This is a genomic window from Citrobacter sp. Awk 2 (assembly GCF_028069815.1).
Lineage (GTDB): Bacteria > Pseudomonadota > Gammaproteobacteria > Enterobacterales > Enterobacteriaceae > Citrobacter.
In genome coordinates this window covers 1-14,031 of sequence record NZ_JANEWL010000002.1, presented here as the reverse complement: position 1 = coordinate 14,031, position 14,031 = coordinate 1, and the positions used below count along the sequence as shown (strand labels likewise).

Annotated in this window: 11 protein-coding genes, 1 tRNA gene and 2 pseudogenes; 6 read left to right on the top strand and 8 right to left on the bottom strand. The window is 49.6% G+C overall.

Annotation, left to right across the window (positions count from 1 at the left end; genetic code table 11):
* Nucleotides 1-6: 6 nt before the first annotated feature.
* Nucleotides 7-102: pseudogene (locus tag NNO02_RS23805) on the top strand (hypothetical protein); the annotation flags it as partial.
* On the opposite strand, the gene NNO02_RS00825 reads toward NNO02_RS23805, so the two are convergent.
* From NNO02_RS00825 to idnD, 5 genes are all read right to left on the bottom strand, one after another.
* The gene (locus tag NNO02_RS00825) at nucleotides 97-1,599 is read right to left on the bottom strand and encodes a helicase HerA-like C-terminal domain-containing protein (protein ID WP_271454046.1); all 1,503 of its coding nucleotides are present in this window, start codon (nucleotides 1,597-1,599) and stop codon (nucleotides 97-99) included. The pseudogene NNO02_RS23805 and the gene NNO02_RS00825 overlap by 6 nt on opposite strands.
* Before the next feature lie 79 nt (nucleotides 1,600-1,678).
* The gene (gene idnR, locus NNO02_RS00820) at nucleotides 1,679-2,677 is read right to left on the bottom strand and encodes a DNA-binding transcriptional regulator IdnR (RefSeq protein ID WP_271454045.1); all 999 of its coding nucleotides are present in this window, start codon (nucleotides 2,675-2,677) and stop codon (nucleotides 1,679-1,681) included.
* A gap of 51 nt (nucleotides 2,678-2,728) precedes the next feature.
* Nucleotides 2,729-4,048 carry a gnt-II system L-idonate transporter gene (gene idnT / locus NNO02_RS00815; RefSeq protein WP_016155581.1) on the bottom strand — a complete coding sequence of 440 codons (1,320 nt, stop codon included), beginning with the start codon at nucleotides 4,046-4,048 and terminating at the stop codon, nucleotides 2,729-2,731.
* A gap of 97 nt (nucleotides 4,049-4,145) precedes the next feature.
* A complete protein-coding gene (idnO, locus tag NNO02_RS00810; protein ID WP_048212822.1) occupies nucleotides 4,146-4,910 on the bottom strand; it encodes a gluconate 5-dehydrogenase in 765 nt (254 codons plus the stop codon).
* Between the two features lie 11 nt (nucleotides 4,911-4,921).
* The gene (gene idnD / locus NNO02_RS00805) at nucleotides 4,922-5,965 is read right to left on the bottom strand and encodes an L-idonate 5-dehydrogenase (protein ID WP_271440333.1); all 1,044 of its coding nucleotides are present in this window, start codon (nucleotides 5,963-5,965) and stop codon (nucleotides 4,922-4,924) included.
* 217 nt (nucleotides 5,966-6,182) lie between these two features.
* On the opposite strand from idnD, the gene idnK reads away from it, so the two are divergent.
* Complete coding sequence (gene idnK / locus NNO02_RS00800) at nucleotides 6,183-6,704, top strand: gluconokinase (protein ID WP_271454044.1); 522 nt, start codon at nucleotides 6,183-6,185, stop codon at nucleotides 6,702-6,704.
* 30 nt (nucleotides 6,705-6,734) lie between these two features.
* Here idnK and ahr read toward each other — a convergent pair whose 3' ends face one another.
* The 3 genes from ahr to NNO02_RS00785 all read right to left on the bottom strand — a co-directional run bounded on the left by ahr (nucleotide 6,735) and on the right by NNO02_RS00785 (nucleotide 9,423).
* The gene (gene ahr / locus NNO02_RS00795; RefSeq protein WP_103768575.1) at nucleotides 6,735-7,754 is read right to left on the bottom strand and encodes an NADPH-dependent aldehyde reductase Ahr; all 1,020 of its coding nucleotides are present in this window, start codon (nucleotides 7,752-7,754) and stop codon (nucleotides 6,735-6,737) included.
* Nucleotides 7,755-7,828: 74 nt separating this feature from the next.
* The gene (locus NNO02_RS00790) at nucleotides 7,829-8,410 is read right to left on the bottom strand and encodes a class I SAM-dependent methyltransferase (RefSeq protein WP_271454043.1); all 582 of its coding nucleotides are present in this window, start codon (nucleotides 8,408-8,410) and stop codon (nucleotides 7,829-7,831) included.
* Entirely contained in the window at nucleotides 8,410-9,423 is a 1,014-nt protein-coding gene (locus tag NNO02_RS00785) for an HNH endonuclease (protein ID WP_271454042.1), read from the bottom strand. The genes NNO02_RS00790 and NNO02_RS00785 overlap by 1 nt, the downstream gene beginning before the upstream one ends.
* A gap of 289 nt (nucleotides 9,424-9,712) precedes the next feature.
* Between NNO02_RS00785 and NNO02_RS00780 the strand changes: the two genes are divergently transcribed.
* The 4 genes and pseudogenes from NNO02_RS00780 to NNO02_RS00765 all read left to right on the top strand — a co-directional run.
* A tRNA-Leu gene (locus tag NNO02_RS00780) sits at nucleotides 9,713-9,797 on the top strand.
* A 188-nt stretch (nucleotides 9,798-9,985) separates the two neighbouring features.
* Nucleotides 9,986-11,257 (top strand): annotated as a pseudogene (locus tag NNO02_RS00775) (tyrosine-type recombinase/integrase).
* A 139-nt stretch (nucleotides 11,258-11,396) separates the two neighbouring features.
* Nucleotides 11,397-12,695, top strand: a complete 1,299-nt coding sequence (locus NNO02_RS00770; RefSeq protein ID WP_000676850.1) for a DNA cytosine methyltransferase — start codon at nucleotides 11,397-11,399, stop codon at nucleotides 12,693-12,695.
* 30 nt (nucleotides 12,696-12,725) lie between these two features.
* Nucleotides 12,726-14,031 (top strand): DUF262 domain-containing protein (locus tag NNO02_RS00765; protein ID WP_271454041.1); only part of this gene is annotated, 1,306 nt, incomplete at its 3' end.

The window sequence follows — 14,031 nt, the reverse complement described above, 5'->3', positions numbered from 1 at the left end:
AGCGCAGTGCCTGATGGCGCTGCGCTTATCAGGCCTACCAGGGCCCGTAGGCCGGATAGGGCGTTTACGCCGCCATCCGGCACAGTACCACGGGTGCTAGCGTTTTCTCCCGCCCATCAAACTCCCCAACATCCCGCGGATTATCTGATTGGTGACTTGCCGCGCCGCGCTTTTCGCCACGCTCTGTACCACGCCATCGCGTTTGCCGCCACGTGGTCCGGTGCTGCCAAACAGAATATCCTTCAACCCACCGAGAATACCGCTGTCCACCTCGACTGCTTTACCGTTGGCGGGAGGTGTATTTTGCTGCCCGGTGCTGGCCTGCACGCCTTGCTGCAAACGTTCATAGGCTGACTCTCGGTCGATCTCTTCTTCGTATTTGCCGTACAGGGACGAGTGATTAATCAGCCCGTTGCGCTCATCGTCCGTCACCGGCCCCATCCGCGAGCACGGCGCAATGACCATCGCTCGCTCAACCACCGACGGGCTGCCTTTGGCGTCCAGAAACGAGATTAGCGCCTCGCCGGTGCCCAGCTCCTGAATGGCTTTTTCGGTATCAAATGCCGGGTTGGCGCGCATGGTTTGTGCTGCTGTTTTCACTGCTTTCTGATCTTTCGGCGTGAACGCGCGCAGGGCGTGTTGCACGCGGTTGCCCAACTGGCCGAGTACGTTGTCTGGAATGTCCGACGGGTTTTGCGACACAAACCACACGCCGACGCCTTTCGAGCGGATCAGGCGGATGACCTGTTCGATTTTATCCAGCAGCACTTGCGGGGCGTCGTTGAACAACAGATGGGCTTCGTCAAAGAAGAACACCAGTTTAGGTTTTTCCAGATCGCCGGCTTCTGGCAGTTGTTCGTACAGTTCGGAGAGCATCCACAGCAGGCTGGCGGCATACAGTTTGGGCATCTGGTAGAGCTTCTCGGCGCTGAGGATATTAATCACCCCTTTGCCATTGGCATCGGTACGCATCCAGTCTTTGATGTCCAGCATCGGTTCGCCAAAGAAGTGCGCCGCACCCTGTTGCTCCAGTGACAGCAGCCCGCGCTGGATAGCCCCGACCGAGGCGCTGCTGATGTTGCCGTACTGGTTCTGGAAGGATTTAGCGTTATCGCCAATGTACTGGGTGATGGCCCGCAGGTCTTTGAAATCGAGCAGCAGCAGACCCTGGTCATCGGCAATGCGGAAGATAATATCCAGCACGCCGGACTGTACGTCGTTGAGGTTCAGCAAACGGGCCAGCAGCAGCGGCCCAAGGTCAGAAACTGTGGCGCGAACGGGGTGACCTTTTTCGCCGAAAATATCCCACACCGTGACCGGATTAACATGTGGCTGCCAGTCGGTAATGCCGATGTTTTTCAGGCGGGTGAGTAGCTTTTCAGAGGCTTGACCTTCCTCGGCTACGCCGGTTAAGTCACCTTTCACATCGGCCATAAAGACCGGTACGCCAATCTCAGACAACGATTCGGCCAGCTTCTGTAGCGTGACGGTTTTGCCGGTCCCGGTTGCGCCGGTAATCAGCCCGTGACGGTTGGCCATACCTGGCAATAAAAACAGTTCGGTGTCCGGCGTGCGGGCAATTAGCAGGGGTGCGCTCATTGAGATTTCCTCCATTTATCCTGCCTGGAGTATAGGCAATGTCGATGAAAGAAAGTATGCGCGGGTGTGAGAAAAGGCGTTAAAGCGTATTGCCGTGATAAATCTGATACCCCAAATCGACAGTATTGTGGTTGTGGTCGTTGTTCTTGATTTTGCTCAGTAACATCTGTGCCGCCATACGACCGATTTCAAAACGTGGGGTAATGACGCTGGCAAGGCTTGGGATCATCTGCCGACCCATTTCCAGGCCGTGAAAACCGGCAATCGAGATCTGCTCCGGGACGGCAAGCTCGCGCTCGCGACACAGCAGCAGTGCGCCCATCGCGATGTCGTCGTTGGTGCAAAACACGCCGTCTAAATCCGGATGCGCAGTGAGCGCATCACGCATCATTTGTGTGCCCAGATGGATGGATGAGATGGCGCGTGGGTTAACGCGCAGCGGTTCCAGACCCCGGCGGGTCATGGCGTCGCAGTAGCCACGATAGCGTTGTTCATCGCGGACATCATCTTTCGAACCCAGGTAGAGGATCTTATGTCGCAGGCGTTTATCCAACATGGTGCTGACCATATCAAATGCCGCCTGACGGTTATCAAAGCCTACCTCCATGTCCAGACGATCGCCCTGGATATCCATCAGCTCGACCACCGGAATGTTGGCAGAGCGCAGAAATTTAACGGTGCGCAGGGTGTGGTATTTCTCGGAAAGAATAATGCCGTCGATATTGTACGACAGCAGGTTGATTACCGATTCTTCTTCGGATTCCCGGTCGTAGTTATAGTTGGCGATCAGCGTCTGATAGTTATGGTCGGAGGTGACAGATTCAATACCGGCCAGAATGTCAGCGAACAGCTGGTTTTGAAACGAGGGGATCAGTACGCCGAGCGTATAGCTTTGCGCATTCAACAGCATCGCGGGTGCACGGTTGGGGATGTAATTAATCTCCTCCATAATTTGCGCGATGCGTTCACCGGTTTCCTTTGCGACCTTTTTCGGTGAACGGATGTAGCGACTCACTGTCATTTTGGTCACACCCGCCAGCGTGGCGATGTCTTGCAAAGAAATTCTGTGGTTCCTCATTTTCTCTCCTGAGCCGGGGAGCGCGGACTGATGCTCCCCGGTAATACCGTATTAATGCAGGATGGCGTTCAGCGCCAGAACCCCCAACAGACCCATAATGGAAATCAGCGTTTCCATCACCGTCCAGGTACGCAACGTTTCGCCCACGCTGAGATTAAAATAGCCTTTAAACAGCCAGAATCCCGGATCGTTAACGTGTGAGGCAATCACGCTACCCGCACCGGTTGCCAGCACCATCAGCGCCGGGTCAGCATGGGTGACGTTAATAATCGGCAGTACCACGCCTGCGGTGGTGATCGCTGCGACAGTCGCAGAACCGAGCGCGATGCGCAACAACGCGGCGACCGTCCAGCACATCAGCAACGGAGAGAGCGACGTACCGGTCATCAGGTGCGAGATATATTGCCCCACGCCGCTGTCGACCAGAACCTGCTTAAATGCACCGCCCCCGGCGATGATAAACACAATCATTGCAATCGCGCCGATAGAGTCGCCAATGATATCCATAATTTGCTCGATCGTCCGTCCGTTGCGCCGTCCAAGGGTAAAAATGGCGAGAACGATAGCGATAAACAACGCGACCGCAGGGTTACCGATAAACTCAAAGAACACCCGCACGCTGTTAGTCTTCGGTAGCGTAATCTCACACACCGCGGCGACCGCCATCAGTATGACCGGGATAACCGCCGCAAAGATACTGTTCCAGAACGACGGCATCTCTTCCTCGGTGAACAGATGCGGGTTGAATAACCCTTCCGGCGGTGCTTTCTCAAAGCGGGTCAGCAGCTTAGAAAACAGCGGCCCGGCGACAATCACCGTCGGGATCGTAATAATAAATCCGTACAGCAGGGTGGTACCGAGATTGGCCTCGAAAATGGTGGCAATCGCGGTAGGCCCCGGATGCGGCGGCAGGAAGCAGTGGGTCACGGACAGCGCCGCGACCATCGGCACGCCAACATACAGCAGCGGCAGACCGGAAGAGGCCACCACCGTAAACACCAGCGGCAGCAGCAGAACAAAACCGACTTCGAAGAACATCGCCAGACCGACAACCAGACCGGTGATCACCAGCGCCCATTGCACACGTTTCTTACCGAACGTGCCAATCAGCGTGGTGGCAATGCGCTGGGCCGCGCCGGTATCGGAAATCAGCTTACCGAGCATCGCGCCGAACCCGAGGATCATCGCCAGCCCACCGAGCGTCCCGCCGATCCCATTTTGTATAGAGTGTAAAACGGCCTGTGCATCCATCCCTTCGGCAAAACCGACGACCGCCGCAACCAGTACCAGGGCAATAAAGCCGTTAACTTTAAAGCCAATCATCAGGACCAGAAGCAGCGCGACGCCTGCCGCAATTATTATTAATGGCATAATCTTTTCTCTTTTATCCCCGTCATCCTGCAACTCGAATGATTTAGGGGGGGTGCCAAAAATGCAGCGCCGGAGCGCTGCGCGGTGTCGCTAAACGTCAGACGGCGACCAGCATGCCGCCATCGACAAACAGCAGGTGCCCGTTAACAAAATCGGATGCTTTGGACGAGAGGAATACCGCTGCGCCAATCAGCTCCTGCGGATCGCCCCAGCGGGCGGCTGGCGTACGTTTACACAGCCAGGAGGTGAAGGCTTCATCTTCGACCAGCGCTTTGGTCATTTCGGTTTTGAAGTAGCCCGGCGCGATGCCGTTGACCTGGATATTGTGGCGTGCCAGTTCTACGCACATTCCACGGGTGAGCATTTTCACTGCGCCTTTCGAGGCGGCATACGGCGTGATGGTATCGCGGCCCAGTTCGCTCTGCATGGAGCAGATGTTGATGACCTTCCCGGCCTGACGTTCCACCATGCGACGCGTGACTGCCTGCGAGACCAGGAACACCGCTGTCTGGTTAACAGCAATTACATCGTTCCAGTCCTGTTCCGGGAACTCGGTAAACGGATGGCGGCGCTGAATACCCGCGTTATTCACCAGCACATCAATTTGGCCAATGTCTTTTTCGATATGGTCAATGGCGGCATCGATGTCTTGTTTATGCGTAACATTAAAAGGTGCAGCAACGGCACGAATCCCTTCCTGCTGCAGTTTGGCGACGGCGGCTTCAGCACGCTCTGGCGTAATATCATTGACGATAATCTGAGCGCCATATTTACCCAACCCGGTCGCCAGTAAATAACCAATACCCTGAGCCGAACCGGTGATCAGAATGTTTTTGCCGTCCAGTGAAAAAAGATCGTTCATCATGTTATTCCTTATTTTGTTTCTGCAAAAACGAGCTGGACTTTCGCCGCCTGGGTTTTATCCCCGGCGAAGATCAGCGCCTGTTCAAGCTCGGTAAACGGGTATTCGGCGCTGAGTAACGGCAGCGGATCGATAACGTTATTCGCCAGCCACGACACTGCGGTGTTGAACTCGGTGGTAAAGCGGAATGAGCCTTTGAGCGCGATCTCTTTGCCGATCAGCATCATCATCGGGAAGTCCGGTACCGCGCCGCCCATGCCGACCTGCACCATCACGCCTTTCGCGCGGGTGACTTCCAGGCAGGTGGTGATTGAGGACGGATGACCGGAGACTTCGAAGCTGACGTCGAAGTAGCCTTTTTCTTTTTTCCACTCATCGAGTGAGTCCTGCTGCGGGTTAATCAGCGTATCGGCACCCATCTGCTGGGCAAGCGACAGCGAACGCGGGCTGATATCAGCACAGACAATCTCTGCCGCGCCGAGCGTTTTCACCGCGCTGACAATCAGGCAGCCGATAGGCCCAACGCCGGAGATAAACACGCGCTTGCCCTGCAGGTCGCCCGCTTCATGCGCGGCGTGGATCGCGACCGCCAGCGGTTCGGCAAAGGCCATCACTTTTTCATCGGCCTCTTGCGGGTACGGGATACACTGCGCGGTATCGACGGTTTTAAACCGGGTAAAGCCGCCGTCGACATGGGGAAAATACATGGCGCTGCCAAAAAAGCGCATTTCCGTGCACTGGTTTTCTTCGTGCTGCAAACAGTATTTACAGTGGCCACAGGGTTTCGACGGATTAATCGCCACCGACTGACCTTCCTGTAATTCTTTTGAATCGCTATGCACCACTTTACCAATAACTTCATGGCCTAAAATCATCGGCGCTTTAACGGTAAAATTACCGACTTTTCCTTCCTGATAATAATGTAAATCGGAACCGCAAATTCCCCCGCGGGTAATTTGTACCAGTGTTCCTTTATTATTCCATTCAATATTTTGGTCGGTAATGGCAACAGTTTTCTTACCCGCGACAACGCAGGATTGGGTTTTGACTTGCATAAATGCCTCACTGGTCAGGTAGTAACCTCGGCAGCATTTAAACGGTTTTGAGTGTTATTATTTGTGATGTAGATCACGCTGGAAAATTGTTACACTACAATGTTACGCATAACGTGATGCGCCTTGTAATTCTCATCAGCAGCGCTGAAAAAGCGTGAAATCCCCAATGTGGAAAGCGTAGTATCGCGCCATGGAATATGAATCTGGAGTTTTTTCGATGGCCGGGGAAAGTTATATTTTGATGGGTGTTTCAGGTAGCGGTAAATCTTTAATTGGCAGTAAAATTGCCGCAGTATTATCGGCAAAATTCATTGATGGTGACGATCTCCATCCCGCTAAAAATATTGATAAAATGTCTGAAGGCATTCCATTAACTGATGAAGATCGACTGCCGTGGTTAGCACGATTAAATGACGCCTCATACAGTTTATATAAAAAGAATGAGACCGGGTTTATTGTCTGCTCGTCATTAAAAAAACAGTACCGCGATATATTGCGTCAGGGCAGTCCGAATGTGCATTTTCTGTGGCTGGACGGCGACTACGAGACCATTCTGGCGCGCATGCAGCACCGGGCAGGGCATTTTATGCCGGTGGGCTTGTTAAAAAGTCAATTTGACGCGCTGGAGTGTCCGCAGGAAGATGAACGCGATATTGCCCGCATCGACGTGAACCACGACATCGAGCATGTGACGGAACAGTGCCGCCAGGCGGTGCTCGCGTTTCGTCACGGGCAATAGGCTCAGCCCCTTGCGGGACTGAGCCTGGCATCAGAAGTCGGCTTTCAGCACCACACGGTAGCGGGCCTTGCCGTCACGCACGTGCTGGATAGCGTCGTTAATTTGCGACATCGGGTACAGCTCGGTGGTAGGCGACACCTTGCTGCGCCCGGCAAACTTCATCAGCTTGCGCAGTTCGAACGGTGTGCCGGTCGCCGAACCGGAGATGCTGCGATCGCCGGCAATTAAGGTGAATGCCGGCACCGGCAGTGGTTTCATCACCGCGCCGACGGTATGGAAGTTACCGCCGTAGGCCAGCGCTTCAAAATAGGGTTGCCAGTCAAGATCGACATTAACCGTATTAATAATGAGATCGAACTGCCCCGCCAGCGCTTTCAGCGCATCCGGATCGCGGCTGTTGACCACCTTATCCGCTCCCATCGCCAGCACTTCCTGCTCTTTTGCCGGGTTGGAACTGAACGCGGTGACTTCACAACCCATCGCGTGTAACAGCTTAATGGCGATATGACCCAGGCCGCCGATGCCGATCACCCCGACGCGGCTGGTGGCGGTGATATGATGCATCAGCAGCGGTTTGAACACCGTGATGCCGCCGCACAACAAGGGACCGGCTGCCGCCAGATCGATGCTCTCCGGCAATGGGATCACCCACTGCCAGTCGGCCCGTAGCTTCTCGGCAAAGCCGCCGCGATTGAGAATAGTGGGAACAGACCCTTCCAGGCAGTTAATCTGATTACCGCTGATACAGGCATCGCAATGCCCGCAGCTGCGTGCCGTCCAGCCAATCCCAACGCGCTGGCCAACCTTCAGACCTTTATCCTGCGCCGCGCTGCCGAGTGCCGCCACGCGACCAATCACCTCATGCCCAGCAACGAGCGGATACTGAGAGAACCCCCATTCGTTGTCGATCATCGACAAATCAGAATGGCAGATACCGCAGTAATCGACCTGCACTTCGACATCTTCCGGCTTAAGCTCGCCCGCATCATATTCATAGAGTTCGAGTTCGCTGCCCGCCGCTTTTGCGGCGTAGCTTTTTATCATCGACATCGTGTTTCCCTCAGTGTGGTGTTGAACTGGAAGTGTAGAGCATGGGGAAACGGGACGCTTCGCAGAAGGGGGGATTAAGGCCTTTTCTGCAGCAGCGCGTTAAGCCACATTTCGTCACGGTCGGGGCGCTTATCGCGCGTCGTCCAACTGCTGATTAGCGTGATATCCGTCAGCGGTGCGATCAGCTTTTCCAGCCCTTGTTCGGTGAGATCGGTAAAGTGTCGACCGTCTTTTACTCGTTCAGTTTCACCGTATTTGAACGACACATACCAGGTACCGCCATTTTTAAGTGCATGGGCGAGTTTGCTCATTACGCTCGGTAACTCTTCGGCACCTACATGCAGCAACGACGCGCAGCACCAGATACCATCATAGTGTTCAATATCGGCGATATCGTTAAATGTCATCTGTCTGACGCGCAGCCCGGCATGCTGGCTGGCAAGGTTAACCATTTCCGATGAGGCGTCGAAAGCCTCGACCCTATACCCTTTCTCAAGAAATGCTTTGCTATCGCGCCCCGAGCCGCAACCCGCATCCATGATGCACCCGCCTTCTGTGATGCGTTGCAGAAAAGGTTGATAAAGCGACTCCATATCGACATTAACCGTCGAGCTGAAAAAATCTTGCGCATGGCGCTGGTAATATTCAAGGGTCATCAGAATGTATCCGTTCCTTGTGCTATGGGTTCCCACTGGTGAAAGAGTATTTTAATAGCTTCGTTCCAGCTGTCGTTCAAAAATGTGTTTCTCAGCGCCTGGGTTGTGCCCGTCTGGCGTATCAACGTTTCACGCAGCGGAAGATGGCTGTTAATGAAGTATTCATTTCGGTCCCGTAGCCGCTGGAGTAGCCTGGTCGAAGGAAGTTGGGCAAATTTACCTTTCCCACCACGGTTACACTCCTTGCAGGCGAGTACCAAATTCCAGACGCCATCGATATTCGCCACCTGTCCCCGCGCTTTCCACGGGATAAAATGATCAACATCAGCGAAGGTGTCGTCGCCAGCTTGCAGGCTGATGGGGGCAAAACAGTAGAAGCAGCGCCCCTTCTGATAGCCGTTAAGGCTGTCCCGACAGCTGGAGATTGCCACCCGCCGGTCACTTTTCCTGCTAAACAACATTTGGTCATCGTCGTCATATTCAATGTTAATCAGGTGGCTGGATATATTCATTGCCCAGCCCTGCTCGACCAGGTTCCAGCGTGCGTCAGTTTCAAAACTGAAGTTTCGGTATTGCAGGTGTTCACCCAGATTGTAAAAGTTATCCGTCATCCGGATGCCTTTATGCGTTTTGCGCTCATCGATAAAAAAGCGTATCTCAATCTCACCCTGATTCACATTGTGAAAGGCATCAATCACGTTGTTAAACCCCTGGCGAACGGTGATGGCGGTGAGTTCATCCCGAGTGATCTCGCCGTTATTGAATTGAGTACAGGCGGTAATAAACTGGCTGCTGCGTGAGGTAATCTGCTTTGGTGCGTGTTTTAGATGACGGCATAAATGGGCGCTGAATGGTACGGCCAGATCCTCAAGCGCGATCAGATCGCTGCCGTCAGGTTTGAGATCGTACAACGCGTGGGCGAGGGCAAACTTGTAGGAAGCCACATTTTTGCCGAAAAGGATAATCCCGCGCCAGTAGTTCTCCAGCGTGGGTTCAACCTGATAGAAACGCATAACGGTGTCCTGAGCGCGGTGAGTGACCGCTATTACGGAATTCAGTAACGACATCTCATAGTAAACGGCAGCAAATGTAAACCGAGCGGGTCAAGTTGCATTTTTTTGCGAGGCAAATTCCGGAAAAATTCAGGTGAAAGATGAGAATAGCTGGAGCAAGAAGGCAGCGTGGGCGATCGAAGCGCAATGACGCTGTTTTTTTCGACACTTAGCGCGACTATCGCGTGCTGGCGCTTGCATGGTGGCGTGCGACAGGTATAATCCACAACGTTTTCCGCATCCCTTCCGTGCCGGAGTGGCGAAATCGGTAGACGCAGTTGATTCAAAATCAACCGTAGAAATACGTGCCGGTTCGAGTCCGGCCTTCGGCACCAATCAAGTCTTTTTTTTCGTCTACTAAAGTCTATTTACGTATACAAAATCAATAAGTTAGATATTCTGCCTCCTGTTTCAGGTCTATTAAAGTCTACTGTCATATATCAACATCTACCAACAGATGATGGTATAACTGTTGGTAGCTTCGGTTCGATTGAAATTGATACCAACAAGGGGAGGGGGATCTATGGCTCTTACTGATATCAAAGTCAGAACAGTTAAGCCTGCAGACAAACCTTTCAAACTTACCGATGGTGAGGGGATGCACCTGTTGGTTAACCCCAATGGCTCAAAATACTGGCGTCTTCAATATCGTTTTAGTGGCAAACAGAAGATGCTGGCGTTAGGGGTTTATCCAATGGTTTCATTGGCAGAGGCTCGTAAGAGGCGCGATGCCGCAAAGAAACTGGTATCTGATGGTATCGATCCCTCTCAAAAGAAAAAAGAGGACAAGATTGAAGAAAGCGGAGCACTAACCTTTGAGGCTGTAGCAAGAGATTGGCATGCATCCTGTAGCAAAAAATGGTCTGAGTCCCATAGTGAGCGGGTGCTTAAAAGCTTAGTGGATAATCTTTTCTCTGCGTTAGGTAAACGTAAGATTTCGGAACTGAAGACTCGGGATCTACTCGCTCCAATTAAGGTAGTAGAGGCGAGTGGGCGATATGAAGTAGCTTCGCGTCTTCAACAGCGAACGACCGCAATCCTACGTTTTGCCGTACAAAATGGTCTACTTGATTATAATCCAGCTCAAGATATGGCTGGCGCAATAGCTGTAGCTAAACGAGTGCACCGCCCAGCGCTTGATTTCGAACGCCTTCCCGAGTTGCTTGATCGTATCGAATGCTTTAAAGGTCGAAAGTTGACTAAATTAGCAGTGAAACTAACACTGTTGGTATTCATACGTTCAAGTGAACTGCGTTTTGCAAGATGGGAAGAAATCGATTTTAAAAATGCGCTTTGGACGATACCTGCACAACGAGAACCTCTGAAGGGCGTAAAGCACTAACATCGTGGTTCTAAAATGCGTAGCCCTCATCTTGTACCTCTAAGTCGTCAGGCACTGAAAATATTAGAAGAGATAAAACAAATCAGTGGGGATTACGAGTTGGTCTTCATTGGTGATCACCAGCCGGATAGGCCAATGAGTGAGAACACTGTTAACAAGGCCCTGCGCTCAATGGGTTACGACACTAAAACGGAAGTTTGCGGACACGGGTTTAGGGCGATGGCCTGTAGTGCGTTGATCGAATCAGGTTTATGGTCAAGGGATGCTGTTGAGCGACAAATGAGCCATCAGGAGCGTAACAATGTCCGCGCTGCTTACATCCATCTTGCTGAGCATCTTGATGAGCGGAGGCTAATGCTTCAGTGGTGGGCTGATTTCTTAGAGCAAAACATCATTAAAAGCATCAAACCATTTGAATATAAAAAATGGGCAGTGAAGTTGAATGCCTCCTAACAGACCATCGATTTCACATCTTCTAAATGATACCGATACTGTTTTTATATACAGTTCATAGCTACGCAATCGTAACGATGGTATCATCTAAAACATTTGACTAGTTTAAAGTAGGCATCAGTAAGCAATGGCACTGAAAATGAAAGGTAAAAACAAAAAGTTTACAATGAACTCCTTCTTTGCAGGGATTGGAGGATTTGATTTAGCGTTTGAAAATGCCGGTTTTACTACCAATTTTCAGTGTGAGTTGAATAAATTCTGTGTGCGCATACTCGAAGAGCATTGGCCAGATGTTCCTCGCTACGGTGATATCCAGTCACTTGATGCAAAGGATATACCAGATGCCTCAGTTTGGTGTGGTGGTTTTCCATGCCAAGATGTATCCGTCGCAAGAGGCTCAAAGGGGCGATTGGGTCTTAAGGGGAAAAACTCTGGACTGTTTTTCCCATTTATCAATCTGATTGAAGCTAAAAGGCCACAAGTTGTTCTGCTAGAAAATGTTACGGGGTTGTTGTCGTCGCATAATGGGCAAGATTTTCGTGTTATTTTGGAACGACTAACATCATTAGGCTATGTAGTCAGTTGGCGGGTGATGAATAGTCGATTTTTTGGTGCACCACAATCTCGTCCAAGGGTTTTTATTTGTGCGGCCTTGAACAATAGTTCAGTCGCGATTAGTTCTTTATATGAAAAAGATAAAGGCAAACACTTAAAAAATATTAGAGAAGGTTTCCTGAATATAAGTGCCTGTGAAGTAAGCGGTGCCAGAGTCGCTGATGTAGCATATTGCCTTGCTGCTACATCTGGTAGACATACAGGAACTGACTGGAGTAGAACTTATATATCCTATGAATCCTCTGTGAGAAGGATGACTCCAAAGGAGTGTGAAGGCGTCCAAGGTTTCCCTATCAACTGGACTCTACCTTTATATTCTACAAGCAAGTCTGAAGATATTGATAGCGAAAGATATCACGCATTAGGTAATGCAGTAGCAGTTCCCGTTGTTGAGTGGATAGCTAAAAGGCTATTCACTGCATTGAAGAATAACGATATTGTCGAAAATGAAGTGGCTAGATCCGAAAGCATTGAAAATGTAATGAATAATCATCCTGATATAAAAGTAGAGAATGGAAGAAAGCAAGCGCTATCAGAATTACATTTTGACACTTTGGACAAAAACAAAAAACTTCGCTGGCTTTCAGGTGGAATTGCTTTCGGAAATATTTGTTATGATTTCAAAGTGCCTGATGCACCCTCTAAGCCTAAGCTGGAAAAATTGATTTCAGTAATTGAGAAGGTGAGCGTGGATGATAAATATTTTATTAGCGCAAACGCCGCTGAGGGTATATTGCGTAGAGTAGACAGTCAGAATCGTAAGTTATTCCCTCCATTACATGAAGCTCTTTTGAAACTAAGTAAAAAGAAAAGTGTTGCTTAAGAGTGGATCAAATATTAACTGGAGTTAGAGATGGAATTTTTAGTTATCAGACTTGGAAAAGATAGTGTTTCTGATATAAAAAAATTGGATAGCATAAAAAATGGGTTAGAACAACCATTTTCTTTTTCCTTCAAATGCAAACAAGTTGAAGAGAAGATCTTTACCTCATTCAAGAATAATATCAGTTTATATTGTTTTATTTATCTTGGCTCTGATAACAACAAAGGAATTGCGACAAATTGGGTTAAGGGAATTAGGGCAATCGCAAAACTTGAAGCGCTGGATGGCTGGTATGATTTTCAGTCGGAATGTATCTTAACGCTCAGGGTTTTATCTGTATTTCCGGAGAGCTATGATAAATTTAAATTTTTAGAAGATAGCCCGGAACAATATAAAAAATTTAGTAATTATCCAGTTATTGGACTTAATAGCTCAAGAAATAACTCAGTCCAACTTGTTCATGAAGGGTACAGGGAAAATACAGGTGCCTTAATTAATGCGATTTTAGAGTTATATCCCAATTTTAGGCTAGATGTAGTCAGAAATGCTCCTGAATTGCTTTATCTCTTTGATCAGGAATCACATGATGTTGTGGAGGGATATGACGATGAAAGCAGAGATAACTCTAAAAGCGTTGGCTGGGGTGAAGACTACCCTTTAAATACAGTTTTGGTTAGGAACGAAATAAGAACAATTGCAGAAGTCATTAAACGTATTGAAAATAATAGATATAAATTGGATCCTGATTTTCAAAGGGATTTTATATGGTCAGAGGAAAAACAGTCCAAACTGATTGAGTCATGCTTGATGCGGATTCCTCTGCCTGTTTTTTATGTTGCTGAGGATAAAGATGGGAAAATCATCGTCGTTGATGGTTTGCAGAGGCTCACAACTTTCAAAAACTATTTAAGTGATAAGTTTTCTTTAAGCTATTCAAACTCAAATGGGCTTAATGAACATGCAACATTTTTAGGTAAAAAATTCAGTGAATTACCTATTAAATTGCAAGAGCGAATTGAAGATACTCAGCTAATTTTTTATATCCTAGATGAGAAAGCCCCTGAACGGGCAAAACTAGATATTTTTGAACGGGTTAATGGCGGCGAGCCTATAAGTCGTCAGCAAATGAGAAATTGTCTTTTTAGTGGGCCCGGAACGATTCTGCTGAAAAAAATTGCTGCTAGTGAGGATTTTATCCGAGTAACAGGGAAGGGTCTAGATTCGAAAACAATGCGTGATCGAGAAGTTATTAACAGATTTTATGCTTTTTATCTTCTGGGATATGAGTCGTATAATGGTGATATGGATGATTTCCTAGCTAAAGCATTATTAATAA